This window comes from Microcoleus sp. LAD1_D5 (genome assembly GCF_036702115.1).
Taxonomy (GTDB): Bacteria; Cyanobacteriota; Cyanobacteriia; order Cyanobacteriales; family Microcoleaceae; genus Microcoleus.
In genome coordinates this window covers 1-26,661 of sequence record NZ_JAUBSA010000078.1, presented here as the reverse complement: position 1 = coordinate 26,661, position 26,661 = coordinate 1, and the positions used below count along the sequence as shown (strand labels likewise).

Here is a 26,661-nt window from a genome sequence, read left to right as displayed (position 1 = left end):
AAGTTAATAGTTGGGATTCAATCCAGTCAAGCAAAACTTTCCATTATATCATAAAATTATTTTGCAAGAGGTCTAATAAACAACGGTTTAAGTGTGTTAAGTGCGTTAAGTGCGATCAGCAGCAATTCGTTGAACCTCCGCATTCATAAAATGATTGCCCAGCAGACAAAAGAACTAATTGAGCCATTGTTGTTAGAAGGTATTTCACTTGCCGGGATTGCTCGTGCGATCGAGATTTCTCAGCAATGCCTCCAAACTTACGTTAATGAGAAATATGCTGAGGTATCCCGAAGCCTGATTGATTGAAGCCCTATGAGAAGCAAGTTATTTACCTGTCTTTTTACTCTCCATATTTAAATCCGCTTGAAAGCAGAAGAGTCTAAGCTACAAAATATCTACGTTCGGTTGGAGCACGTAAGTAGTGACACCTAAGCGTCAGCATTTGTACGGATTCGACTCGCTCACTCTCAAAGCTCTTAAAAATTGGTTTACTCATTGTTGTTACTCTACCTCATACACTTGAAAACCACTGTAAACAAAGGTGGGCCGGATCTGTTTTAAAAAGCCAAAATCTCTCCTAGCAATGATTACGGGCTAAACCTGCCCCTACAGCCCATTTATATTTTTTTGCGCCTATCTACTTAGGGGCGGCATGTGGTATCCTATTTAGAGATAAAGGGTCATCTATTTTGCCAAAGTAAAGACATTTTTTAAGGTAATTAACGAAAAAACATTTTTTTCATGCTTGAATGTTAAAACAAGAATGAAAGTGTTAGCGAAAATGCCCTCAATATTTACTGTCGTACAGCATCAAATACTATAGTGTTAAGATAGGTTCAATATTTATGAATATCACAGCAAATTACAAGCTCCTCGAAAAACTTAATGAGGGTTTAAATACAGTAGTTTATCGCGCCGAGAGGAAGGAAGATCGGAGTCCTGTAATTATCAAGCTCCTTAGAGGTGAGTATCCTACGGTCGAAGAGATTATGCAATTGAGACATGAATATGAAATCTCCCGACATCTCAATTTAGAAGGGATTGTCAAGACCTATGGATTGGAAAATGATCGTAATGGTCTAGCACTGATATTGGAAGATTCACGAGGAGAAGCCCTCAAAAAGTTTTTGAATAGTCGCCCACTTGAACTCAAAGAGTTTTTGGGAATTGCTATTCAGTTAGCAGATACTCTGGGGAAATTGCATGACAACCAAATTATTCATAAAGATATTAAGCCAACAAATATCATCATCACTCCTGCTAGCCTCGACGTAAAAATTACTGACTTTAGCATTGCCACGCGATTGTCGAGAGAAACCCAAACACTCAGCCATCCCACTTTACTAGAAGGCACAATCGCTTATATATCACCAGAGCAAACAGGGCGGATGAATCGCTCACTTGACTACCGCACCGACTTCTACTCTTTAGGTATCACATTCTATGAAATGCTGTGCGGTGAAGTGCCATTTAAGGCTACAGATCCGATGGAATTAGTTCACTGCCACATCGCTAAACAGCCTGTCCCGCTCTGGCACATGATCTCGGCAAAAGAGGAAAACAGCAGAGTAGAAATTACGAGTGACACTCGCCAATCTCAAATTCAAAATGACGAGATTATCAAAGCAATTTCTGACATTGTGATGAAATTATTAGCCAAAACTGCTGAAGATAGATATCAAAGTGCTTATGGTCTGAAAGCCGATCTAGAACAATGTCTCAATCACTTACAACAAACTGGCAAAAATTGTAACTTTATTCCGGGTGAGCGTGATAAGTCCGGTCGATTTCTCATCCCACAAAAACTGTACGGACGAGAAACGCAAGTAGCCCATCTAATGGAGGCTTTTGACAGAGTTAGTGCTGGAACAGCCGAGATGATGGTAGTTTCCGGTTACTCAGGAATAGGTAAATCTTGCTTAGTTTATGAAATCCACAAACCCATTGTCGGAGCCAGGGGTTATTTTATCGCAGGCAAGTTTGACCAATTTAAGCGTAACATTCCCTATGCAGCTTTAATTCAAGCTTTTGAAGAACTAATTCGCCAACTCTTAACAGAAAGTCCTGAAAAAATCAACTTTTGGAGACTGAAGATTTTAAATGAGTTAGGTCCAAATACTAGAGTGATCATTGACGTTATTCCCGAGTTGGCATTGATCGTTGGCAACCAACCTGAAGTTTCTCAATTAGGGGCAAGCGAATCACAAAACCGTTTCAATCTTGCCTTTAAACAATTCATTCATATTTTTACCCAAAAAGCACATCCGCTCGTTTTATTTTTAGATGATTTGCAGTGGGTAGATTCTGCTTCATTAAAATTGATTCATGTGCTGCTAACTGACTCAGATAGCCAATATTTATTGGTAATTGGAGCCTATCGAGATAACGAAGTCAGTCCAACTCATCCTTTAATGCAGACTTTAGATAGTATTTATTCCTGTGGCTCAATAATAAATAATATCGTCCTCCAACCGTTGACACTTAGTACAGTCAATCAATTAGTCGCTGACACTTTGGGTGACAACTGCTCATCAGCAGTTCCCTCTCTTGCTTGTTTTTCTGAGCAACACGGACAAATTGAGGGGGAAAGTTGGGTTGCTAAAAACAAGAACACTGAAAGAGAAAAGTGTAAGTTATTAGCTGAGTTAGTTTTCAATAAAACTCAAGGAAATCCCTTTTTTCTAACTCAAATGCTCACATCTCTTTACACAGACAAACTGTTGAGATTTGACTTCAGCATTGGTAGTTGGGCGTGGGACCTGGGAAAAATTCAAACTATTGGAATTGCAGATTATAATGTCGTCGAACTCATAGCCAGAAATATTCAAAAACTGCCTCCAGATACCCAAAAAGTTTTAAAGTTAGCAGCTTGTATTGGCAACCGCTTTAATTTAGAGGTTTTGGCAATAGTAAGTGAAAAATCTATATCAGAAACAGCATCTGCTTTATGGGAGGCGCTTCAGGCAGGTCTAATTTTGCCCATCGGCGAAAGTGCCTCTAAACTTCCTTTACTCTTCAATGGTAATGAGTCATTGGTAATGGGGAGCGATCAAGGAACCCAATCAGAAATTAATACTTACAAAGTATCATACAAATTTTTGCACGATCGCGTGCAGCAAGCGGCTTATTCTCTGATTCCTTCTGACGAGCAAAAAGCTACCCACCTAAAAATTGGTCAACTACTGTGGCAGAATACAAATCAATACGACTTAGAAGAAAATATTTTTGATATTGTTAACCAGCTCAATGTGGGAGTAGAATTCATTACCGAGCAAGAAGAAAAATACAAGCTGGCTAGATTAAATTTAATAGCTGGTCGAAAAGCTAAAGCAGCCACAGCTTATGAAGCTGCTGTCACGCTACTAAAAGTAGGGTTAGAACTCTTAGCAGAAAACAGTTGGCACAGTAACTATGACCTTACCCTCGCACTATATGTAGAAGCAGTGGAAACGGAATATCTCAATACCAACTATGAAAGGTCAGCCACTCTTGCGGAAGTCGTTCTGCAACAAGCTAACACGCTGCTCGAAAGAGTGAAAGTATACGAGCTACAAATCCAGTTTTATATGGCTCAAAATCAGATGTTAAAAGCCATTAATACTGGGCTGCAAGTGCTGGATATGCTGGGTGTTTCCTTATCAAATGACGAAGGTGACGGCGGCTTTGTGGTTGGATTGCCAAAGCTCGCGGACTTAGACAAGATCCCAGAAATGACAGACCCTTACAAGATAGCGGCTTTAAGGATACTGATGTCCCTTGTTTCTCCTGCTTACGCTGCCAAACCCGAAATTTTGCTCCCGCTTGCAGTGACTCTAGTTAAAATCTGCGTGGAACACGGTCATTCCCCTCTTGCCGCTTTTGCGTATGTTTTTTATAGCATAATACTGTGTTCAGCCATCGGGGAAATAGATGCTGGATATCATGCAGGTCAGCTAGCGTTAAAGCTGTTGGATAAATTTAACGCCAATTCGCTTAAATGTAAAGTCTACCAATTATTTAACGGTTTTGTCGTACATTGGAAAAAGCCAGCTAAAGAAGCCTTGCCATTTTTAATATCAGGGTTGCAAAGTGGGCTGGAAACGGGAGATATAGAATATGCTGGTTATTGTGTTACTGTTTATTGTGCCAGCCTATTTTTGACCGGGCAACGATTAGACATTGTAGAAGAGGAACAAGAGCAATATCTTGATTTAGCGCTCAAGCTAAAACAAGACTATTCTATATATTACATCCAGATATTTCATCAATTGACACTAAATCTTCAAAATGAAGCTGAGATTAAATGTCAGTTAGTGGGGCAAAGTTTTAATGAAACACAAATGATACCGATTTTTATTGAAACTAACAATAGAATTCTGCTATTTATTGCTTATCTCGCCAAGACCATTCTCTTTTATCTGTTTAAAGATTCTAAGAATGCCGTTGCCAACGCCAGTTTAGCCGCAGAACACGCAGTCAGTGCGCTCGGTATGGTAGTTTCTGCTCCTCACAACTTCTATTATTCGCTGGCTCTCCTTGCTCAGTATCCCAAAGATTCAAGCTCGGAGCAACAAGAATACTTGGCGATTGTCGATGAAAATCAACAAAAAATGCAGAAATGGTCATTTGATGCCCCGTCTAATTTCCAGCATAAATATGAGCTTGTGGAGGCTGAGAAAGCACGGATTCAAGGACAAATTGTAGAAGCAATGGAATATTATGACCGAGCTATAAAGGGAGCTCAAGAACAAGGATACATTCAGGAAGAAGCACTAGCATCGGAACTAGCAGCCGAGTTTTATTTCTCCCTAGGCAGAGACAAGTTTGCTCGAATCTATCTGACACAAGCTTACTACGGATATATTCGTTGGGGAGCAAAAAGTAAAGTTAAAGATTTAGAGTCTAGATATCATTTGGTATTTTCCGAGATGCTGATGCGAGAATCTATAGGCATAGAGATTAATAGGACAACAACAACATCGACCACGGGAGGAAGTTCGGCGGTTTTGGATTTGTCCAGTGTGAACAAAGCATCTCTGGCTTTGGCTGAGGAAATAGTTCTCGATAAGTTGCTAGATAAGTTACTTAAAATTGTGATGGAAAATGCTGGAGCTACAACTGGCTGCCTGATTTTAGATAAAGATGGAAAGTTAGTGATAAAAGCTACAGGTGTTGTGGAGAGAGATGCGGTTGTATTGTGTTCAGAATCACCAGTTGAAAATAGTGAGAACCTGCCCCTTTCCCTAATTAATTATGTGCGTACAGCTAAAGAAAATGTGGTATTAAATGATGCAGGAGTGTCACAAAGATTCATAAACGATCCTTACATCCTAAAAACCAAACCGAAGTCCATATTATCTATGCCTATTATTAATCAAGGCAAGCTGATTGGCATTGTTTATTTGGAGAATAATATAACAAGTGGTGCTTTTACCATGGAAAGGGTGGAGGTATTAAAAATACTGTCTTCACAGATAGCTATATCCCTTAAAAATGCAATGCTCTATGGGAGATTGGAAAGCGCTACTCAAAACTTGAAAACAGCTAATGAACAATTAGAGGATTACAACCAAACGCTTGAACAAAAAGTAGAACATAGGACTCTGGAGCTAAACCAAAAAAATAGCCTGCTGAGAGAACAAGCAATTCAACTTGAACTCACCCTAAAAGAATTGCAAGCCACACAAACTCAGCTAATTCAAACTGAAAAAATGTCAAGTCTGGGGCAAATGGTTGCTGGTATTGCTCACGAAATTAACAACCCAATTAACTTTATATACGGCAATCTTACCCCCGCTAACGACTATTTTCATGACTTGCTGGGGTTGCTGAATCTCTATCAGGAGCAATTGCCTAATGCAACTCCTGAAATTCAGAATTTTGCCGAAAATATCGATCTGGAATTCTTAACTTCCGATTTTCCTAGACTGCTTGATTCGATGCAGCTAGGGGCAGAACGCATCCGCCAGATTGTCTTGTCGCTGCGGAATTTCTCGCGTTTGGATGAGGCGGAAATGAAACCAGTAAATATTCATGAAGGGATCGAGAGCACTCTGCTACTGTTGCAAAATCAGCTAAAAGCTAAGCCAGACCATCCTGGAATTGAAATTATTAAAGAGTATGGTCAGCTCCCTGAAATAGAATGCTACGCCGGCTTCCTGAACCAAGTATTTATAAATATACTCAGCAATGCGATTGATGCTATAGAGGAATCATTAGCGACTTCTCCTATAGCATCAAGGGCTAAGAAAAAATCCCAAGTTCGTATTCGTACCAGTGTTATAAATAGTAACCAAGTAGAGATTCGGATTGCCGACAATGGAGCGGGGATGACAGAGGAAGTAAGGCAGAAGGTTTTTGACCCTTTCTTTACTACGAAACCTGTCGGATCAGGCACTGGTTTGGGGTTGGCTATTAGCTACCAAATTGTAGTAGAAAAACATCATGGTAGACTGGCTTGTATTTCCGCGCCTGGACAGGGAGCAGAGTTCGTGATTGAGATTCCACTCAAGCAGGGAACTGAGCGCTTGGGGGGGGGTAAAGCGCAACTACGTACCTGACTTAAGGGTTGATTCAAAGGTACGTAGTGGCGCTTGGGCGCTCTTTGGGGGCTAAAGCCCAACTACGTACCTAAATGTAGATGAAATAGTGACCGCGATCGCACAGATACCGCGATTAACATATATCATAAAGTGATTAGGCGATCGCAGCAAAAGTTTACCGAGCTTAGCTTTATTGGGTGGTGCTAGGCGCTATCACCCCCATCTGACTACCAATTTATTTAAATAATTTAAGCCTGTTGGTTATGGTCTGCTATTAACTCCCCAACTCGGATGGGAACGGAGCAAAAAACTCAAAAAAACTCAGGATTTCCCTATCTAAGGAAGAAGAAAATGCTAGGTAATTTCCAAGATACTTGCATTCACCAGTTATTTGAGTTCCAAGTAGAGCGATCGCCTGACGCTATTGCAGTAATTTTTGAAGGCCAGCAGCTAACTTATCAAGAGTTAAACTCCCAAGCTAACCAGTTAGCGCATCATCTGAAGAATCTGGGTGTAGGGCCAGAGGTATTGGTCGCAGCCTGTGTGGAGCGATCGCTAGAGATGGTTGTAGGTCTATTAGGCATTCTCAAAGCTGGCGGAGCTTATGTACCGCTAGATCCGCACTATCCGCAAAACAGGCTGGCGTTCATGTTGGAACATTCCCAAACGCCGGTTTTGCTTACACAACAACATTTAGCCGAGTCTCTACCCGAACACCAAGCGCGTGTCATCTGCTTGGATGGGAATTCACAAACATTAGATCGCTTCAGCGAAGAAAACCCAGACAGCGGGGTGACACCGGATAATTTAGCTTATGTGATTTACACCTCCGGCTCTACTGGTCAACCCAAGGGAGTAGCGATCAAGCATCGCGGTGCAGTTAACACACTCCTCGATATTAACTACCGCTTTGAAGTCGGAGCAGGCGATCGCGTCTTAGCTCTATCCTCCCTCAGTTTCGACCTATCTGTATATGACATTTTCGGCTTGCTGGCTGCGGGAGGAACGGTTGTTATCCCCCAACCGTCAGCATCGCCAGATCCCGCTCACTGGGTCGATCTGATCGCGCAAGCACAAGTCACCATCTGGAACTCCGCACCCGCCTTGATGCAGATGCTTGTGGATTATGCCGCTAGTCATAGCAAAGATTTACCCTCATCTGTGCGATTAGTCCTTCTCAGCGGTGATTGGATACCGCTGACCTTGCCAGGTCAAATCAAAGCTTTAATTTCTAGCTCGGTGTCCGAAAGTTTAGACTTAGATATTGCAACTCAATTGAAGAGGACGGGCAAGATGCCCATCCCACAAGAAAAATCAGCCTCTGGTAGGGTGGGCTTCCCGCCTGCCTCGTGCAGGAGTGAAATATCTCAGCCCGACCAACCCTCAACCCCGGCTATTATCGGCTTAGGAGGTGCAACCGAGGCTTCTATCTGGTCGATTTTATATCCCATAGAAACCATTGACCCAGCATGGAAAAGCATCCCTTACGGGAAGTCCATGACCAACCAGCAATTCTACGTGCTCAACGAAGCGATGGAGCCGTGTCAAGAGGGAGTAGTCGGGGAGCTTTATATTGGAGGAATCGGTTTAGCTAGATGTTATTGGCGAGATGAGGAAAAGACAAATAAGCGCTTTATCACTCATCCTCATACAGGCGATCGCCTTTACTGTACAGGCGATTTAGGTCGCTATCTGCCCGATGGCAACATCGAATTTCAAGGCCGCATTGACCACCAAGTGAAAATTCGCGGCTTCCGCATCGAACTCGGCGAGATCGAAGCAGTGCTGGGACAACACCCCGACGTGCAGGTAGCAGTAGTAGCAGCACAAGAGGATGTACCCGCACAGAAGCGTTTGATAGCTTATGTTGTTTCCAAAGTCACCGCAGAACGCACACCCTTCAAAAGCGAGTGTTTAGCGGAATTTGACGGCGATCGCTCAGTTAAACTACAAACAGAAGACATATCTATCGGTGGTATCGGCGTAGTTGGAGTTCCAGATAATTGCTCAACAAGCCAGCGCGTTCGCCTGCGTCTAATGCTTCCGGGAGATGCCGAAGAGCGATGTTTTGAGGGAACTGTCGCTTGGTGTCAGGGAAATCAGACGGGAATTGAGTTATCTCTCACACCCACTGAAGAAGCTGTGATTCAGCAGAGCATAGACCATCTCTTAGAAACTCAAGGGTTCTTAAAATTTTTGCAACGCACCGCTGCAGGCAAGTTGCGTAACTTCCTGAAAGATAAGTTGCCCGACTATATGGTGCCATCCAGCTTTATATTCCTGAAATCCTTGCCACTAACGCCCAACGGCAAAATAGACCGCCAGAAGTTACTAGCGCCTGCCGTTAAAATTCCCGAAGTAGGACAAGATTATGTAGCACCTCAAACTCCTGTCGAAGAGGTAGTGGCAGGAATCTGGGCTGAAGTCCTAGGACTAGAGCGGGTTGGTATCCGCGACAACTTTTTGCAATTGGGCGGTCACTCTCTGCTAGTCACGCAGATTGCCACTCGAATGCGAGACACTTTCCAGGTGGAATTACCGTTGCGTACCTTGTTTGAGTCTGCCACAGTCGCCGACCTTGCTCACAATCTGGAAATTGCCAGTCAAAAAGCTCCGATACCCCAGGCTCCGCCGATTCAACCAATTTCCCGGAATCAGGACTTGCCTCTGTCATTCAGCCAGCAACAACTGTGGTTTTTATGTCAACTGGCTCCCGATACGCCCTTCTATAACGAACCGATTACCATTCGTCTACCTGGTTCGGTCAACATCCCCGCACTAGAGCGCAGCATCAGCGAAATCATCAAGCGTCACGAAATTTTGCGAACTACCTTTGCTCTCGTGGATGGGCAACCAGTGATGGTGATTCAAGATACCTTGAATTTTACGTTGCCAGTGGTGAATCTTGGGGAATTTCCAGAGACAGAACGAGAGTCTGAAGCTTTGCGGCTGGCAACTTTGGAAGCGAAGCAGCCTTTTGACCTCGCTCAAGGGCCGCTGGTGCGGGCTACTCTCATGCAGTTGGGCGAGGCGGATTACAGGTTGTTCCTGACCATACACCACATCGCGATCGATGCTGTTTCTCTATACAGCGTGTTGTTGAAGGAACTGGCGACACTCTACAGCGCGGTTTCTTTGGGCTTGCCATCCTCCCTCCCAGAACTGGCGATTCAGTTTGCGGACTTTGCTTATTGGCAGCGGCAATGGCTACAGGGAGAAGTGCTCGAAAACTTACTCCGATATTGGAAGCAGCAACTAGCGAATCTCCCAACACTGCCACTGCCGACTGACCGAATGCGATCGCCAGTGCAGACTTTTCGGGGTGCGAGGCAATGTTTAGCCCTACCTCTGAGGCTAACCGAGATGCTTAAGGATCTGAGTCGTAGGGAGGGTGTCACTCTCTTTATGACGTTGATGGCAGCGTTCCAGACCTTGCTCTACCGCTATACGGGGCAGACCGACATTCCTGTGGGTACTGTCGCGAACATCCGCAACCGACAAGAACTAGAGGGAATGATTGGTTACTTCCTCAACACTTTAGTTCTGCGTACTGATCTTTATGACAACCCCAGTTTTAAAGAACTGCTGGTGAGGGTACGGGAGGTGACATTAGGGGCTTATGCTCACCAAGAATTGCCCTTCCAGAAGCTAGTGGAAGAAATACAGCCAGAGCGGAAGCTGAGCCATAACCCTCTATTTCAAGTCGCATTTGTCCTCGAACCCCCGCTTGCGGAAATGGATGGGTGGACGATTAGCCAGCTAGATGTCGATACCGGCGCGGCAAAGTTTGATCTGTACCTTGAGCTTGATCAGAGACCATCGGGCATCATTGGTCGCCTTGAGTACAACACTGACTTATTTGATGCGGCAACCATCACCAGGATGTTGGGGAATTTTCAGGCTTTACTAGAAGGCATTGTCGCTAACCCAGACCAGAAAATTGCAGAGTTGCCCCTCTTGACTGAGTTTGAACGGCAGCAATTAGTGGCATGGAATGATACCGAAACAGATTACCCTAAAGATGCGTGCATACACGAGTTGTTTCAAAAGCAGGTAGAGCTCACGCCCGACGCGATCGCATTAGTCTTTGAAGATGAGCAACTTACCTATCAAGAGCTGAATCAACGAGCGAATCAATTAGCACATCACCTTCGGAATTTAGGTGTGGGGCCAGAGGTATTGGTGGGTATCTGTGTAGAGCGTTCCTTGGAAATGGTAGTGGGACTACTGGGCATTCTCAAAGCTGGTGGGGCTTATGTGCCGTTAGACCCAGCGTATCCCCCAGAGCGTTTGGTCTTCATGCTAGAAGATGCCGAAGTACCAGTGCTGCTGACTCAGGCGCGGTTGGTGAAATCTCTTCCCAAACATCAAGGGCGTATCGTTGGCGTAGATACAGACTGGGAAATCATTGAGCGACAGAGCGAGGAAAATCTAATCAGTGAGGTGAAGCTCGATAACCTCGCTTATGTCATCTACACCTCTGGCTCTACTGGTAAGCCCAAGGGAGTGGCGATCGAGCATCGCAATGCAGTTGCTCTGTTGTATTGGGCAAGACAGACTTTTAATCCAGAGGATTTTGCTGGAGTTTTGGCTTCAACCTCTATTTGCTTTGATCTGTCAGTCTTCGAGCTGTTTGTTCCCCTAAGCTGGGGTGGCAAAGTCATTTTGGCAGAGAACGCATTGCATTTGCCCACATTGTCCGCCGCTCTAGATGTCACTCTGATCAATACAGTTCCCTCTGCGATCGCTGAGTTATTGAGAATGGACGGCATACCTTCTTCTGTCCGCACCGTCAACCTGGCGGGTGAACCCCTTCCCAATAAACTCGTACAGCAGGTGTATGAACACCACACAGTGCAAAAGGTCTTCAACCTTTATGGCCCTTCCGAAGACACCACCTATTCCACATATACTTTAGTGAAGAAAGGGGGTAACGAGTCACCATCCATCGGTCGCCCCATTGCCAATACACAGGTCTATATTCTAGATGCCCAAAAACAGCTTGTCCCGATCGGTGTTCCCGGAGAGTTGTATATTGGCGGTGCTGGTTTAGCACGGGGCTATCTCAACAGGCCCGAACTAACTGCCGATCGCTTTATTCCCAACCCCTTTAGCAACGAACAGAGCAAGCGCTTGTATAAAACTGGTGACTTAGCCCGCTACCTACCCGACGGCAATATCGAATTTCTCGGCCGCATCGACCATCAAGTAAAAATTCGCGGCTTCCGCATCGAACTCGGCGAGATCGAGGCCGTATTGAGCAAACACTCGGATGTGCAGGAGTCTCTTGTTATCAACCGCGAGGATGCCTCCGGCAACCAACGTCTAGTCGCTTATATTACTTCTAACCTCACACCAGAACGAGTGCCTTATCAGAGCGTGTGTCTGACCGAATTTCGCGGAAATCCAGCGCTGGAACTTCGTACAGAAGACATTTCCATCGGTGGTGTCTGCATAGTAGGCGTACCAGAGGCTTATCAACCTGGTCAACCTGTCCGCCTCTACCTGCGTCTACCTGGTTTGAGTGAGGAGCAATGGTTGGAAGGCAGGATCGTCTGGCGACAAGGGGAGCAATGTGGGATTGTGTTTGCCCTCACCCGAACTGAGCAGGCTCTAGTTCAACAAAGCATAGAGTATCTTATGGAAACTCAGGGCTTCTTGAAAGTTTTGCAACGCACAACAGTCGGGAGCTTACGCAACTTTCTAAAGCAGAAACTGCCTGACTATATGATTCCTTCCAGCTTTGTATTTTTGAATCATTTGCCGCTCACACCAAACGGTAAAGTAGACCGCAAATCACTACCAGCTCCCGATGCTATTAACCCACAGTTGGAAACAACTTATGTCGCCCCCCAAAGTGAAATAGAACAAGCTATTGCTACAGTTTGGCAACAGGTATTACACTTAGAAAAAGTAGGTGTAGATGATAATTTCTTCGATCTAGGTGGTCATTCATTACTGATGGCTCAGGCTCATAGTCAACTGAGAGAAGTGGTGGACAAAGAGGTTTCAATCATTGAAATGTTTAAATATCCAACCATCAGCTCTTTGGCGAAATATTTAAATGAGGAGCCGGAGGAAAAATCCTCGGCTGCGTCAAGTCAAGATCGCGTCAAAAAACAAAAAGAGGCAATCAATCGCCAAAAGCAAAAACAACGCTTGCAAGGAAAGAATAAAAATGGACAACTCTGAAACTCCCGACTCTATAGAAGGTATCGCTATCATCGGCATGGCAGGTCGTTTTCCTGGTGCTAAAAATGTTGATGAGTTTTGGGAAAACCTACGCGATGGTGTGGAATCTATTTCTTTCTTCTCGGAACAAGAACTAGAATCTTTAGGTATTGACCAATCAGTGGTGCGTGACCCCCGCTATGTAAAAGCAAGAGGGGTACTAGAAGATATTGAGTTGTTTGATGCTTCATTCTTTGGGTTTAATCCTAGAGAAGCGGAAATCACAGATCCACAACACCGCTTTTTCTTGGAGTCGGCTTGGCAGGCTCTAGAAAATGCTGGCTACAATTCGGAAACTTACGAAGGTTCTATTGGGGTTTACGCAGGCGCTGGGAGTTTCAATACTTATTTTTTGAATAACCTTTATCCTAATCATCAGCTTAGAGAATCCGTTGGAGATTTCCAACTTACGATCGCCAATGAGAAAGATTTCCTGTCAACTCGCGTTTCTTACAAATTAAACTTGAAGGGGCCGAGTATTACTGTTCAAACAGCCTGTTCTACTTCATTGGTTGCGATTAGCATGGCTTGCCAAAGTTTGCTGAATTACCAATGCGATATGGCTTTGGCTGGTGGCGTTTCTATAGGGGTTACTCAAAAGGCAGGATATTTTTATAAAGAGGGGATGATTCTTTCACCAGACGGACACTGTAGAGCATTTGATGCTAAGGCACAGGGAACTGTTAGCGGTAGCGGTGTAGGAATTGTGGTTTTGAAAAGATTAGAGGAGGCGATCGCAGACGGAGATTATATTCATGCGGTGATTAAAGGTTCGGCGCTAAATAATGATGGTGCTTTCAAAATTGGCTACACAGCTCCCAGTATAGATGGTCAGGCGCAGGCGATCGCAGATGCTCTGGCGATCGCAGAAATTCCCCCTGAAACCGTCAGCTATATAGAAGCTCACGGAACCGGAACACCTCTGGGCGATCCGATCGAAATCGCTGCGCTGACACAAGCTTTCTCACTTGAAACTAAGAAAAAAGGCTTTTGTGCGATCGGTTCTGCCAAATCTAATATCGGACATTTGGATACTGCTGCTGGTGTCACTGGCTTAATCAAAACTGTCCAAGCTCTCAAACACAAGTTAATACCGCCTAGCTTGCATTTTGAACAAGCCAATCCCAAGATTGATTTTGCCAACAGTCCCTTTTACGTTAATACTAAACTTTCCGAATGGAAAGCAGGTAAAACGCCCCGTCGTGCTGGAGTTAGTTCCTTTGGCATCGGTGGAACTAATGCTCATGTTGTGCTAGAAGAAGCACCTAGTGTAGAAAAATCTGGAGAATCCAGACCATCACAACTGTTGGTTTTATCAGCAAAAACTAGCTCTGCACTTGATTGTGCAACGGTAAATTTGAGCAACTATTTAAAGCAGCATCCCGATGACGATCTTGCTGATGTTGCTTACACGCTTCAAGTTGGTAGAAGAGCTTTCAGCCATAAACGCATAGTAGTTTGTAATGACATAGAAGAAAGTGTTATTGCCCTCGACACACTCGATGCAAAACGAGTTTTTACTAGCTTCCAAGAGTCTAAAACTCGACCTGTCGTATTTATGTTTTCAGGACAGGGTTCGCAGTACATCAATATGAGCTTGGAACTATACCAAGTTGAATCCATATTTCGCGAACACATCGATCTATGTTCGGAAATTCTTAAACCCCACTTGGAAATTGATCTACGCGACGTAGTTTATCCAAGTGAAGCACAAGCAGAAGCAGCTAGAAACCAACTAAAACAGACGGCGATCACACAACCAGCACTGTTTGCGATCGAGTACGCTTTAGCTAAATTATGGATGTCTTGGGGAGTGCATCCCAAAGCGATGATTGGTCATAGCATTGGTGAATATGTAGCAGCTTGTTTAGCTGGTGTTTTCTCCTTAGAGGATGGCTTATCATTGGTAGCGGCACGAGGTAAATTAATGCAACAACTGCCGAGTGGTTCCATGCTTGCAGTTCCACTTCCAGAACAGCAAGTGCAACCTTTTTTGGGCAGTAAACTCGATTTGGCTGTGATTAACGGAGCATCTATGAGCGTGGTTTCAGGTGCTACTGATGCCGTAGATGAATTGGCACAAGAACTACTCGCAAAAGGTGTAGAGTGTCGCCGATTGCACACTTCTCATGCCTTCCATTCACAGATGATGGAGCCAATTTTAGAACCATTCACCGAAAAGGTGAAAAAACTTAAGCTAAACTCGCCTAAAATTCCCTACATCTCCAATGTCACTGGTAATTGGATTACAGCAACGGAGGCGACAAATCCGAGTTATTATGCTCAACATCTGCGCCAAACAGTACGCTTTGCAGATGGGTTACAACAGCTATTAAAAGACCAAAATCAAATATTGCTAGAAGTGGGACCCGGACGGACGTTGAACATGCTAGCAAAACAACATCCTAATAAGGGGGCTGAGCAGATTGTACTTTCTTCATTGCGCCATCCACAAGACCAAAATTCAGATGTAGCTTTCTTACTTACTACATTGGGTAAACTCTGGTTAGGAGGAGTACAAATAGATTGGCCTAAATTTTATGCTGATGAGCAGCGTTATCGTCTCCCATTGCCAACCTATCCGTTTGAGCGCCAACGTTACTGGATTGAAGCACCAGGAATCGAGCAACCGATTAAAATTGCATCTTTACCCGATGAAAATTCCCAACCAGTAGATTCAACACCACACCACTCTCGACCGAGTTTACACAATACCTATATTGCTCCTAGAGATGAAATTGAGCAAACTATTGCTAGTATTTGGCAAGAATTTCTCGGTATCGAACAAGTAGGGATTCATGATGATTTTTTTGATTTAGGCGGAGACTCCTTATTAGCCGTTCAACTAATAACTAAATTAAACGAAACACTGCAAAAATCATTGTCTCCCCATAGCCTCTTACAATCATCTACTGTTGCAGCTTTGGCTGCATTAATTAAAGACAATTCCGAATTATCAGATAATCCTGATCAGCAAATCCAGACAGCTTCGGAGTCCTTGTTAGTAGAAATTCAGCGTGGTAGTTTTAAGCAACCTTTGTTCTTAGTTCATCCGGTAGGCGGTCACGTATATATTTATCGGGATTTAGCGCGTTATCTAGGTTCCGATCAACCTGTTTTTGGAATACAAGCGCACGTCTCAGATGGGCAATCAGAGTTTTTTACTGTTGAAGAAATGGCGACTCGCTATATTGAAGCAGTGCGGCTCAAACAACCTGAAGGTCCTTATTTTTTGGGTGGTTCTTCTTTTGGAGGCACTGTTGCTTTTGAGATGGCACAGCAACTCAATGCCCAAGGTGAAAAGATAGCATTGCTAACTTTAATAGATACTCCGGGCCCTGGTCAAATGCCTGTTTTAGCGACGGAAGATGATACAGCAATTTTGGTATATTTGCTAGGTGTTGGGTTCAATCTGTCTCTTTCTATGGATGTCCTTCAAAAACTTGAGCCAGATGAGCAACTTCTCTACTTTTTGGAGCAAGTAAAGATTGCTAATAGGGTAGTTCCTCCCGATTTTGGTTTACCTCAGATTCGCCAGTTTCTTCATCTGTTTAAAGTACACGCCCAAGCGATGCTAAATTACATCCCTCAAACTTATGGAGGCAGAATTATATTTTTCCGTGCTACAGAACAAAATGAAGTTAATGCCAAAAATCCAGAATTACCTTGGATTGAGGTTGCTCCGGTAGGGGTAGAGGTTCGAGAAGTGCCGGGAAATCATATTACTATGAATTATCCCCCTAATGTTCAGGTTATGGCTGAACAACTTAGAGTATATCTTGATTAGGTACGTAGTTGGGCTTCAGCCCTCTTATGGCTGAAGCCCAATTACGTACTTTTTCAAGAGGGCTAAAGCCCAACTACTTACTTTTTCAAGAGGGCTAAAGCCCAACTACTTACTTTTTCAAGAGGGCTAAAGCCCAACTACTTACTATTAAAAGAGGGCTAAAGCCCCACTACTTACTTTTTATGTATGAATATCGTAAATTGACACTAGAAGAACGGGTGCAACTTGTTAATCAAAGGTTGGCTAAGGGATATCCTGCTCATTCTCCACCTCATCCAGTGCAAGATTCTGAATTTTACCATCTTACAGTTAGTTGTTTTGAGCATAAATCTCGCATTAATACTCAGGAACGCCGTCAGCAACTTTTAGATATAATTTTTGATACTTTTCTTTCAAATGGTATAGAAATTAATGCTTGGGTAGTTTTACCAAATCATTATCATCTCTTAGTACATCATATTAATATGTCACAATTAAGTGTACTCTTTCGTTCCATTCACGGCCCGTTAGCTCGACAATGGAATCTTGAGGAGAATCTTACAGGTAAAGTGTGGCATTCGTTTAGCGATCGGGCTATTCGTTCGGAAAGACATTATTATACAACTATTAATTATATCCATTACAATCCTGTCAAACATGGCTGGGCAAAATCTCCTTATGATTGGTCAGCGAGTAGCTTACATTCGTATTTAGAGTATCATGGAAGAGAGTGGCTAAGAAGTGCATGGGTAGAATATCCGGTAAGAGATTATGGAAAAGGATGGGATGATTAAGGTACGTAGTTACGGTGGGGCGTATTAAGAGGTAAGTAGTTGGGCTTGGGCCCTCTTAAAAGGTAAGTAGTTGTGGTTGAACCCTAAGAGGGCTAAAGCCCAACTACGTACCTAGAACTTATGCAGTGTAATAATTATAAACTTTCAGTCACAGGACAACTCATGGCTTTATATTCAGATAATACTCAGCTAAACAGCGAAAATTCATCGTCATTGCTACTAGAAATGATGTATGGCTTTAAAATATCTCAGGCTCTTTTTGTAGCGGCTAAACTGGGACTTGCAGATATTCTGAGTGACAGTTCTAAGACTGCTGATGAAATTGCAAAAGCTGCTGGTGTAAATTCTCATGGTATTTATCACCTGATGCGTATGCTAGTAAGCGTTGGTGTGTTTTCTCTGAAAGATAATGACAAGTTTTGCTTAAATTCTCTGGGAAAACATCTCCTGACTGGTACTTCTGATTCTTTACGAGGTACGGTTTTGGGAATGGGTGACGAACTATATCAGGGATGGGGGAATTTACTCTACGGTATAAAGACTGGAGAAACTCCATTTGAACATACTTTTAAGACTAATCTTTATAGCTATTTAAAGCAGAATTCTGATGCGGCAGTAAATTTTAATGAGTGGATGAAGGAGACAACAAGGGAGTGGCTGCTTCCGGTGCTTGAAGCTTATGATTTTTCAGACGTTAAGACACTTGTGGATGTAGGAGGGGGAATTGGAACTCTAACGGCTGTGATTCTGAATGCGAATCCTAAGCTACAAGCTATTTTGTTCGATCGCGAAGATGTTGTGGTTGATGCGAATCCGGTTTTGGAAGAAGCTGGAGTTGCAGATAGGTGTCAAATAGTTGGAGGCAGCTTTTTTGAGGCGGTTCCCCCTAGTGGCGATCTTTACTTACTCTCTCGTGTCCTCCTCAATTGGGACGATGATCAGGCTATTACAATTCTTAAAAATTGCTATCAAGCTATGACAGCTAAAGATCGGCTGATGATTGTTGATTTTATGTTGCCTGAAGGCAAAATGTCGCCATTTATTGGCATGGGTAGCTTAACTTTGTTCATTCTGGGGGGTACTTTTATGCGAACAAAGGATGAATTTTATCATTTACTTTCTTCCGCAGGGTTTAAAGTGACTAATATGATAGAAACAAAAGGGCCAGTAAGTGTGATCGAGGCGAAACCTGCTTGACATTACCAGGTCTAAAAACACCGGGATTATTCTGGTGTATGATTCCTATTGCTCAATTAATCTCCATCCTCTTATAGCAATTCTGAAAAGTTCTGCAACAATAACAAAAGTAGGTTGGGTGGAACGAAGTGCAACCCAACCTCAGGACTATAGGAATATTTTTCATAATTGCTATTATCGGGACTTGAACAAATTTCAAGTCCAAACAAAGCCTAAACCTGCTATTTGTCAGGCAAATACGTGACCATTATGTTGCAGCCAAGGGAAAGAACGATCGCACTTTAACAGTGCGATCGCCTTGCTAGCGATTTCACTCGCCCGCTTGATGGTCGATATCCATCTATCCTACCGCTTCACCAGATTGTGTTCCCACTTCCAAACACAGCTAGAAATCAAATTCGTGCAGATATGAGCGGTAATTGGCACTAACAAATTCCCAGTAGCTAAAACGCTGTAACCCAACAGCAATCCAACAGCCGTTGCCCAAACAGCATAAGGCCACTGATCCATGCCTCCCAAGTGCAGAATACCGAAACAAAAACTCGATAAAACTAAACTGGTAACATTCAATCCTAAAGCAGACAGCATCACGCCTCGAAACAGCAATTCTTCGCTAAGTCCCGGCAGCAGTCCCAGCCAAATCAAATCCGGCCAAAACAAAGGTTTGAGCACTACTTCCAAGTAAACGTCTGCACTCCGGCGATAACCCGGCCAGAGATGATAAACGATCGCACTGCCGCCTGTAATTGCCAGTCCGATCGCACATCCTTTGAGCAAGTCGATTCCTATCAATTTGACTGGCAAAAGCGATACCGATCCAAATAGCAACCACAATTTAGCTACCGCCAGCAACATAATTGCTGTCACGCCCATTGCTACTAAAACTTGGGTGCGCGTCAAGGGTTCAATTTCAGGATTTTCGGGAATTTTTTCTGCCACTTAATCACTTTTAGATTTGAGGTTTGAGATTTTAGATTTGTTTTGTTGAGTCAGACAAACAACGCAGGGAGGAGATGTCTGCACCCAAGGAAGCTGGACTGATGCCGGCCCGCAAAGCGACCAAAACTCCGATCGCCTCTAAATATGAGTTTACCTGCAAAGCTTTGATTCCGAGTTTTTCTGGAGTCGCCTGCATCTGGGTTTTGTTGTCGCCGACAGCGATGATTTGTACGGACGATCGCGCACTCAAACTCAGAATAGCACTGCCGCCGCAGGCTGTGGCGGGTATCACCACCGCATCGACTCGATCGGCGGTAATTGATAATTGATTGTGCTGCTGGCTTTCTGGCGCTACCAATTGGGGAGCTTTGCTGAGGCCGGCAAGCACGCAAGGTAGGAAAGTATAGCCGATTTCCTCAGCAGCCGATCGCGGGGACAGGTGCGGATCGAGGGGAAGCGCAGACAACGCGGGGGCGTGGGCGCAGGGGATTTTAAACGTCCTGACGACGAGGTGGCTGATCACAGCTTCCGCGCCGGCGAGGGGGTCAACTCCTTTGCCGCGGCGGTAGTTTTCGAGGGCGAGGCTGCCTTCATCGTCGGGAAATCTGGCCACAACTGCGATCGCCTCTACTCTTGCTTGTTCGATCAATTTTTCGGCGGCGCGCAATAAACTGTCTGGATTGCCGATCGTCCCCCACGATGCCCCTGATTCAGAAATACGCAATTCTACTTGCAGAGGGCGATCGGTTAAAACACAATCAGTTATATTCAAGCCCAATGTAGCTCTCGCTGCATCAGCCACTTGCAAGTGGCGCAACTGCAAGTCTGGTTCGATCGCGGAATCTAGGATTAAGCCGATGCGATTTTGATGTACCGGTTGCAGTCCCCAGCATCCGGCAGCAAATTTGTCAAGGGCATAACCTTCAACGTAGAGAGCGTTAGGTATCGGCCAATAAAGTTGAGCGCCGTTGAGGACGTTGGGGTGAGTGATTAGGGTGTCTGAAATTTGGGCGATCGCCCTAGCCACGGGCAGCGCATCTCCTGCAAAGCCCCCGATCGAGGCTCCAACGCCTGTGGGGACTATCAAAACCACTGTCAAAGGGCGGGGGTTCACGATGTTGCGGGGGATGCTTCGACGAGCACGTAGCCTTCTACCACAGCCTTTTGCCGATCGACATCCACGTCTGTGACGGCCCACCGCAGGGGTTCGCCGTACTTTTGCAGTTCAATTTCAATAGCCGAGTGCAGTTGCTCGGGGGTCTCGTGGAGGTCAACTTCTGCGGAAATGAAATGGGTGGTCATCGGGCGATCCATAGTGGTTTTACGGAGATCGGTACTTAGGTCAATTTTAGCTTAGTCCTAGGATTTACCGAACTGGCGATCGTACACAATGTCTTCTTTTTCGGTTTCTATCTTCAAGTTCGATCGGGGATAAGCAACACACAGCAACACATAACCTTCTGCCTGAAGATCCGGACTAACGCCCATGCAATCAACTTGATCAACTTGACCCTCAATAATTTTAGCAGCGCAAGTAGTACAAACCCCCGCATTGCAAGAGCTCGGCAACTCAATGCCCGCAGCGTTTGCCGCCCGCAGAATTTGTTTATCTTCAGGCACTTCTACGGTATAGGTTCTGCCTTGGTGGATCAATTCAACACTGTAAGTCTTAGACATATTTCAATTATTGGTTTTAATTCCCCAATTGGAATTTACGCTAAATTTGCAAACAAAGCAATTAGAATTTTACCGCTGTTGGTGATTTTGTGCAAATTTACGACAATTTTTTTATTACTAACCTTTTTTATTAAATTACTCAGCAAATAATCGCCACGGTGTCAAGTCTTTAGTGGGAAAAAATTAGATTTTTTTAAAGTTTTATATGGCCGGCTATTGATGACAGTATTTTTTCAAGCACTAACTAGCTCTACCACAAAAGGTATAAGATCAGTAAGTACGAGTGGAGGACTCCTGAGATGTCGGCTCCTTTATGCCCATAGCTCACTCAGAAAAAAGACCGAACGCTTGGGAAAGTGAGTTAGTGATCGTGGTATGCCAGCACGGCTTAGGCAGCGCGCTTCGATTCTAACGATCTTTTTCCACTACTCTCGGTAACTTAATCCCAAGTTAGATATTTGCAGTCAGTTTTCAGACCTGCGACTAGAAGACGGTTTAATTGTATTTATAGGAGAAATGAAATAATGACAAATTTAACTTTGGGTCGTCATGCGGTGGTGATTGGCGGGAGTATTGCCGGACTGCTTAGTGCTCGGATTTTGACTGATTATTTTGAGCAGGTGACACTCATTGAACGAGATTGTTTTCCTCTTCAAGCAGAACCCCGCAGGGGCATTCCTCAAGGCACTCAACTGCACATTTTGCTGACCCGAGGCCGTCAAATTATCGAAGAGTTGTTTCCGGGCTTGGAAGCAGAACTCATTGCTCAAGGAGCGGTCACTGTGGATATGGCAGGCGATGTGGAATGGCTCAATCCTTTTGGCTGGACTGCTCGTTTCCCCTCTGGATTTACAGTGCTCTCTTTCAGTCGGTGCATTTTGGATTGGTTGATTTACCGCCGGTTAGCGGGAACCAACCAGCTTCATTTCCTGGAGGAAAGCTATGTCACTGGGCTCATTTCAACTCCTGATGGAACGAGCATTGCTGGAGTGAAAGTCCGGCAGCGCCAGCAAACCGGAGAGACTCAAGAGCAGACCTTAGTAGCTGATTTGGTGGTGGATGCAAGCGGGTTTAATTCGCAAGCCCCCAAATGGCTGAAAGCATTGGGCTATGAAGCACCAAAGGAAACATTGATTACAACTGGCATGGGATACGCCGGCCGCGTCTACGAGATTCCTGCGGGATTTGAATCCGATTGGAAAGGCGTGTACCTGCAAGCGGCTCCACCCGAACGAACTTCAATGGCTATCCTGTACCCGATTGAAAATAACCGTTGGCTTCTGGGATTCTGTGCCACTGCACCCCACCGCCTCCCAAAAGATGAAACTGCCCTTTTGGATGCGCTCCAGCAGTTACCCAGCCCTATGATTTACAACGCTCTCAAGCAGGCCAAACCTTGTACGCCGATCGAAATTTACTATCCTCCAGGCAATCGGTTATGCCACTACGAAACTCTGAAGCGACAACCCGAAAGGTTTTTGGTTTTAGGAGATGCTGTTTGTTCGTTCACGCCAATTTACGGTCAAGGCATGACCGTAGCCGCATTGGGGGTGAAGACCTTAGATGCCTGTTTGCAAAACATTGTCGGACAACCCTCACCCAGCCTAACTGGATTAGCAAAAACATTTCAGAAACGACTGGCACAGATCAATGCAGGGCCTTGGATTGCCTCTACGACTCAAGATGCTAAATACCCCAGTGTTCGAGGCACTCTTAAGGGTTCCAGCGCCCTGGACAAGTTCATGGGATGGTATATGAACCAAGTCATTCATTTAACCGTTCGCGACACTCAAACTACACTCAGTTTGTTTGAAGTGTTCCATATGCTGAAATCTGCTGAGACGCTGTTTCAACCCCGGATTATGTTGCAGATATTAAAGCAGGTACTGGCAGGTCAATCGAAATCAAATCAAGCCAAGAAGTCATTGACTACCGTATAAGACCAACTATTACAAACTACCACTCACTTATTCCCACTTACCAATTTATTCAATATCAATTTGATTTGGAGGCTTAGGTAGATTTTGTTTTTCATCCTTCAAAGTTTTACGCCCCGAACTAGCATAATCCTTATAAAAATCCACAAACATCTTGGTTAACTGCTGCAAAGAAAGTTGTTCCCCATTAATTTGAGCTTTCATATAAGCTTTAAGCACTTCAATGTAAGCCAAACCGAGGGCAAGCGTGAGAGTTGCCGCCGTTGCACCGGAGATAGCACCGCCGACAACAGTACCCGCACCAGGAATCATTTTAATCAAATTAGTAACAATACTTCTGCCGACAGCAGTAACCCCGCCAGCGCCGCTAATAGCAGACAGCATCGCCGAAATAAACCCTTTGTCAAAGGGCATTCCAAAAATCACAGTAATATTAGCAATCATTGCCGTTTGCATCGTCATCAAAATCGGCGCATCAGCAAACGGTACAGGAGTCGCACCGACAATCGCAGAACCTGCAACATAAGCACTTAGATACTTAAATGCCATATCAGATTTGAGCGCAATATTTGCAATTTGTTCTTTAACAAAAGCTTTTTTAGCTACTTCCGGCAGCAGTTGAAAAGTTGCATCTACCAACTTATCTAAACCGTGAGATTTTACTGTATAATCCTCATCTATTTCTTCCGGCTCAGCCATGACGGGGATGATTTGACTGACTGGTAAATTCATGTGTTCCAGTTGCTTGAAAAACTCGCCCGGCTTTTTAGATGTCGTCTGAGTCAGCACTAAAAGAACTGGTACATCTTTGACTTCCATTTCTTTTAGCCAACTTTCCTCGACAGATTCTATTCTATTGGCGCTGTGATTGATGCAGTACCAGATGACGTGAATGTGTTCTTTTGGGTGCAGGAGTCTTTGGTCTTCAATCAGTTTAGCAACGTTTAATTGAATAACTTTAATTTGTTCGGCGTTGAGTTCGAGTCCGGGAGTATCGTAGACTGTAATTGGGCAATTCGGTTTTGTATATTGGCGAATGCCTTGAGTGATGGGGCGGCCGACTCCGGTTTCTGCTAAGCGTTGGCGAAAAACGGAATTGATCAGGGTACTTTTGCCAACACCGGTTTTGCCGATGACTAAAACATTGCACTGTCCCACTTGGTCTTCTGCGTCTTTGAAGGCGTAGTAACTTCTATTTAAAAGCTCGTCTAAGGAAAAGTCGTCTGACATGGCGGTTTGCTCCAATAAGGGTGGGATATTAATTAAATACCACCGAATAGAATTCCGATGCTCTACAAACGAAGTCCGCGAAGGCGGACTGGGGGAGTCTTAAGAATATTGTAGCAATTTGATTTAAGAACTGGTGCAACGGGTAGAGGAGAGTTTTGTGTGGCGTGCTGCTACATGAAAGGTTGTAAAATTTAGTTTAAGCTAGCAATCGATCGACATCGATGCTAAAACCGATCAGGATTTGTTGGGTGCTGGCGGTATCGCCGGCTCGAAATGTCAATATTTGATTTTGAGTTATCACGAATATTAAACGACTTTCGGGAAAAACTAACCAAACTTCCTCACAGCTAGATTCTAAATATTCCTGTGCTTTGAGAAAGACATCTTCAGCAATATCGGTGGGTGAAACTATTTCGGCAATTAGGGGGAAACTTTGGGGTAAAGTGGCAAGATTGCCAAATTGTGCAACTAATTCGGGTGTGAGATAAGCGACATCGGGGCGGCGAATTTGTCGGTTGGTGCGGCAAGGAACCTCGACATAAGCCTCTCCACCTTGTCCGCTAGAATTTTTGTAATTTGCCCAAGCACAACCCAGGCTTGATTGAATTTTACCATGCTTGAGCGTGGCTCCATTTTTCTCCACGAGTTGTCCGTCCACCCATTCCATCTGGTCGGGGGGATGAGCCATGAACTCTTCTAGAGTAAAATGCTTCTGTGCGGCAGTAGCAGTGACCATAGTCATTTCCTCGTTTTTACAAATCGGTTTCAGAACTTGCCTGTATGATGTTCGATCAAACCTTCACCAATGGCGCAAACTCCTCTAACTTCACTTGTAAGTCATCCACCAGCATTAAACGATACCTTTCGGTAGTTTTCAACTTGTGGAGAACATAACTAGCAAACTCATTTCGCCACTTTTTTCTATCAAGTTCATTCGAGATCTTCAGCGCTCTGATTGATAGGTTGTAAGGGTATTCTTCAAAGTTGAGCTCTTTATCATTTTCAAAATCATGCTTTCCTACTGTAAGAGTGATTGTTGAGTCACGAAACTCATACCAGTGGTCAATGCCATCAGAAACCAGCTCTAATTTAAGAGCCAATATAAACTCTAATTCTTTGATTAAATGTTCGATGTCCTGTGGAAAGTCTACAAAAATATCTAGTGTGCGAGACATAAAAACCTCCTTTATTGAAACTCCGTAAAAGTGATGTCATAGCTATCGCCAATAATTCTGACGCTATCAATTTTCCCGCGTGTAATATTTTTGGCCCTCTGCAAACCTCGTTCAGCCTCAGCTTCTATCAACCCAGATGCCCTAGCATCTATAATTATATCCCTAGCCTGTCCGCCTCGTCTAATCGAATTGTTGATCTGATTTTTTACTGTCGCGCTTGTAGCACCGGCATCTAGACTTTTGAATTCAGTGCGTTTTCCATCTACCTCAGCATCGGGATTTCTACCTCCATCGGTTTTTTCTACCAAGGCTTTAACATTTTTTCCCTGTCTTTCTAGAAATTCAGCAATCGCTCTTTCGGTTTCACCAAAAGCTCTTTCTGATTCATCAATACTGCCACAATTAGCCGAATTTTGCTCAGGGGTTTGGTTAGTCCCGTTATTCACTATTTTTGGTTCCTTCTCTCTTGATAAACTTGGGTTTGAGTGAAATTAGCTTTACGGGATGAAATGAACCGAATTATGCAGGAGTTACCTGGACTTTTAACATTTCCCCAGTTTCTCCTTCCATGTTCAAGATATTTCCCACTTCTTGCAATAGTTCATAAGCCTTTAAATCTACGGTAATTTCTTCTTCAATGAGAATATCGCACAAAGTCTCTAACGCTAAATTCCACTCGCCCGCATGAATATCTGAAACCATAAATTCTCTTTGAGTCTCTGACTGTTGTGGTTTGATGATGTTAATGACTTGATGGAGTTTACTTTCTACAACTTTATAGTCAAACATTGATATTATTCCTGACAACATTTCTAGGGATTTTGGGGCTTCCGTAGTTGGTATGCTAAATTGTTAGCTTGGTTTGGCTGAAATTCTACTGTATGGGACTTCAATGAGATCGCAGCTACTCCTGACAAGAAATTTAGGTTAGAGAATAACCCAACCCTTTTCTATGCAAGGGTTTAAACATAATTTTCAGATAAATTAGCATGACTTTGTACCGAAGAACCCTTTTGTAACAAGTCTGCTATTACTATTATGACCGATAAAGACGATGATTTTATCCCATAACATTGTAAAATTAAGTGGGTATTGAGAACACAATGATGGCACATTAAATAGACCTCTTGCAAAATAATTTTATGATATAATGGAAAGTTTTGCTTGACTGGATTGAATCCCAACTATTAACTT

Annotated in this window: 16 protein-coding genes; 7 read left to right on the top strand and 9 right to left on the bottom strand. The window is 44.0% G+C overall.

Annotated elements, in window-relative coordinates; translation table 11 throughout:
* Positions 1 to 93: 93 nt before the first annotated feature.
* The 6 genes from QUA70_RS23930 (at position 94) to QUA70_RS23905 (ending at position 18,509) form a co-directional block, all read left to right on the top strand.
* A complete protein-coding gene (locus QUA70_RS23930; RefSeq protein WP_333327197.1) occupies positions 94 to 306 on the top strand; it encodes a hypothetical protein in 213 nt (70 codons plus the stop codon).
* Positions 307 to 845: 539 nt separating this feature from the next.
* A complete protein-coding gene (locus QUA70_RS23925) occupies positions 846 to 6,539 on the top strand; it encodes an AAA family ATPase (protein WP_333350382.1) in 5,694 nt (1,897 codons plus the stop codon).
* Positions 6,540 to 6,872: 333 nt separating this feature from the next.
* Positions 6,873 to 12,713 carry an amino acid adenylation domain-containing protein gene (locus QUA70_RS23920; RefSeq protein ID WP_333350384.1) on the top strand — a complete coding sequence of 1,947 codons (5,841 nt, stop codon included), beginning with the start codon at positions 6,873 to 6,875 and terminating at the stop codon, positions 12,711 to 12,713.
* Positions 12,700 to 16,539, top strand: coding sequence for a beta-ketoacyl synthase N-terminal-like domain-containing protein (locus QUA70_RS23915; protein WP_333350386.1), 3,840 nt, complete (start codon positions 12,700 to 12,702; stop codon positions 16,537 to 16,539). The genes QUA70_RS23920 and QUA70_RS23915 overlap by 14 nt, the downstream gene beginning before the upstream one ends.
* 200 nt (positions 16,540 to 16,739) lie before the next feature.
* Entirely contained in the window at positions 16,740 to 17,312 is a 573-nt protein-coding gene (locus tag QUA70_RS23910; protein ID WP_333327205.1) for an REP-associated tyrosine transposase, read from the top strand.
* A gap of 162 nt (positions 17,313 to 17,474) precedes the next feature.
* Positions 17,475 to 18,509 carry a methyltransferase gene (locus tag QUA70_RS23905; RefSeq protein ID WP_333350388.1) on the top strand — a complete coding sequence of 345 codons (1,035 nt, stop codon included), beginning with the start codon at positions 17,475 to 17,477 and terminating at the stop codon, positions 18,507 to 18,509.
* Positions 18,510 to 18,854: 345 nt separating this feature from the next.
* On the opposite strand, the gene QUA70_RS23900 is transcribed toward QUA70_RS23905, so the two are convergent.
* The 4 genes from QUA70_RS23900 to QUA70_RS23885 are packed head-to-tail and all read right to left on the bottom strand — an operon-like array spanning position 18,855 to position 21,125.
* Positions 18,855 to 19,448: a CPBP family intramembrane glutamic endopeptidase gene (locus QUA70_RS23900; RefSeq protein WP_333350390.1), complete on the bottom strand. Its 594-nt coding sequence runs from the start codon at positions 19,446 to 19,448 to the stop codon at positions 18,855 to 18,857.
* A gap of 31 nt (positions 19,449 to 19,479) precedes the next feature.
* Positions 19,480 to 20,562 carry a DUF3326 domain-containing protein gene (locus QUA70_RS23895; RefSeq protein ID WP_333350392.1) on the bottom strand — a complete coding sequence of 361 codons (1,083 nt, stop codon included), beginning with the start codon at positions 20,560 to 20,562 and terminating at the stop codon, positions 19,480 to 19,482.
* Positions 20,559 to 20,750, bottom strand: a complete 192-nt coding sequence (locus QUA70_RS23890) for a hypothetical protein (protein ID WP_333327212.1) — start codon at positions 20,748 to 20,750, stop codon at positions 20,559 to 20,561. The genes QUA70_RS23895 and QUA70_RS23890 overlap by 4 nt, the downstream gene beginning before the upstream one ends.
* 57 nt (positions 20,751 to 20,807) lie before the next feature.
* Complete coding sequence (locus QUA70_RS23885; RefSeq protein WP_333327214.1) at positions 20,808 to 21,125, bottom strand: 2Fe-2S iron-sulfur cluster-binding protein; 318 nt, start codon at positions 21,123 to 21,125, stop codon at positions 20,808 to 20,810.
* 524 nt (positions 21,126 to 21,649) lie between these two features.
* Here QUA70_RS23885 and QUA70_RS23880 point away from each other — a divergent pair.
* Positions 21,650 to 23,065, top strand: a complete 1,416-nt coding sequence (locus tag QUA70_RS23880) for an FAD-dependent monooxygenase (protein ID WP_333350394.1) — start codon at positions 21,650 to 21,652, stop codon at positions 23,063 to 23,065.
* A 45-nt stretch (positions 23,066 to 23,110) separates the two neighbouring features.
* On the opposite strand, the gene QUA70_RS23875 is transcribed toward QUA70_RS23880, so the two are convergent.
* The 5 genes from QUA70_RS23875 to QUA70_RS23855 all read right to left on the bottom strand — a co-directional run bounded on the left by QUA70_RS23875 (position 23,111) and on the right by QUA70_RS23855 (position 26,256).
* Positions 23,111 to 24,292 carry a GTPase gene (locus QUA70_RS23875; protein ID WP_333350396.1) on the bottom strand — a complete coding sequence of 394 codons (1,182 nt, stop codon included), beginning with the start codon at positions 24,290 to 24,292 and terminating at the stop codon, positions 23,111 to 23,113.
* Positions 24,293 to 24,488: 196 nt separating this feature from the next.
* Positions 24,489 to 25,028, bottom strand: a complete 540-nt coding sequence (locus tag QUA70_RS23870; RefSeq protein ID WP_333350398.1) for a Uma2 family endonuclease — start codon at positions 25,026 to 25,028, stop codon at positions 24,489 to 24,491.
* Between the two features lie 55 nt (positions 25,029 to 25,083).
* Positions 25,084 to 25,467: a hypothetical protein gene (locus QUA70_RS23865; RefSeq protein WP_333327220.1), complete on the bottom strand. Its 384-nt coding sequence runs from the start codon at positions 25,465 to 25,467 to the stop codon at positions 25,084 to 25,086.
* Positions 25,468 to 25,478: 11 nt separating this feature from the next.
* Positions 25,479 to 25,913, bottom strand: a complete 435-nt coding sequence (locus tag QUA70_RS23860) for a CdiA C-terminal domain-containing protein (protein ID WP_333327222.1) — start codon at positions 25,911 to 25,913, stop codon at positions 25,479 to 25,481.
* Positions 25,914 to 25,986: 73 nt separating this feature from the next.
* On the bottom strand, positions 25,987 to 26,256 hold the full coding sequence (locus QUA70_RS23855) for a MafI family immunity protein (protein WP_333327224.1): 270 nt from the start codon (positions 26,254 to 26,256) through the stop codon (positions 25,987 to 25,989).
* Positions 26,257 to 26,661: the final 405 nt, after the last annotated feature.

What these genes read in the sequence shown, in the direction of transcription:
- QUA70_RS23925 (WP_333350382.1), top strand. Translation starts at nt 846, where the DNA reads ATGAATATCACAGCAAATTACAAGCTCCTCGAAAAACTTAATGAGGGT.
- QUA70_RS23920 (WP_333350384.1), top strand. Translation starts at nt 6,873, where the DNA reads ATGCTAGGTAATTTCCAAGATACTTGCATTCACCAGTTATTTGAGTTC.
- QUA70_RS23915 (WP_333350386.1), top strand. Translation starts at nt 12,700, where the DNA reads ATGGACAACTCTGAAACTCCCGACTCTATAGAAGGTATCGCTATCATC.
- QUA70_RS23905 (WP_333350388.1), top strand. Translation starts at nt 17,475, where the DNA reads ATGGCTTTATATTCAGATAATACTCAGCTAAACAGCGAAAATTCATCG.
- QUA70_RS23890 (WP_333327212.1), bottom strand. Translation starts at nt 20,750, where the DNA reads ATGACCACCCATTTCATTTCCGCAGAAGTTGACCTCCACGAGACCCCC.
- QUA70_RS23885 (WP_333327214.1), bottom strand. Translation starts at nt 21,125, where the DNA reads ATGTCTAAGACTTACAGTGTTGAATTGATCCACCAAGGCAGAACCTAT.
- QUA70_RS23880 (WP_333350394.1), top strand. Translation starts at nt 21,650, where the DNA reads ATGACAAATTTAACTTTGGGTCGTCATGCGGTGGTGATTGGCGGGAGT.
- QUA70_RS23875 (WP_333350396.1), bottom strand. Translation starts at nt 24,292, where the DNA reads ATGTCAGACGACTTTTCCTTAGACGAGCTTTTAAATAGAAGTTACTAC.
- QUA70_RS23870 (WP_333350398.1), bottom strand. Translation starts at nt 25,028, where the DNA reads ATGGTCACTGCTACTGCCGCACAGAAGCATTTTACTCTAGAAGAGTTC.
- QUA70_RS23865 (WP_333327220.1), bottom strand. Translation starts at nt 25,467, where the DNA reads ATGTCTCGCACACTAGATATTTTTGTAGACTTTCCACAGGACATCGAA.
- QUA70_RS23855 (WP_333327224.1), bottom strand. Translation starts at nt 26,256, where the DNA reads ATGTTTGACTATAAAGTTGTAGAAAGTAAACTCCATCAAGTCATTAAC.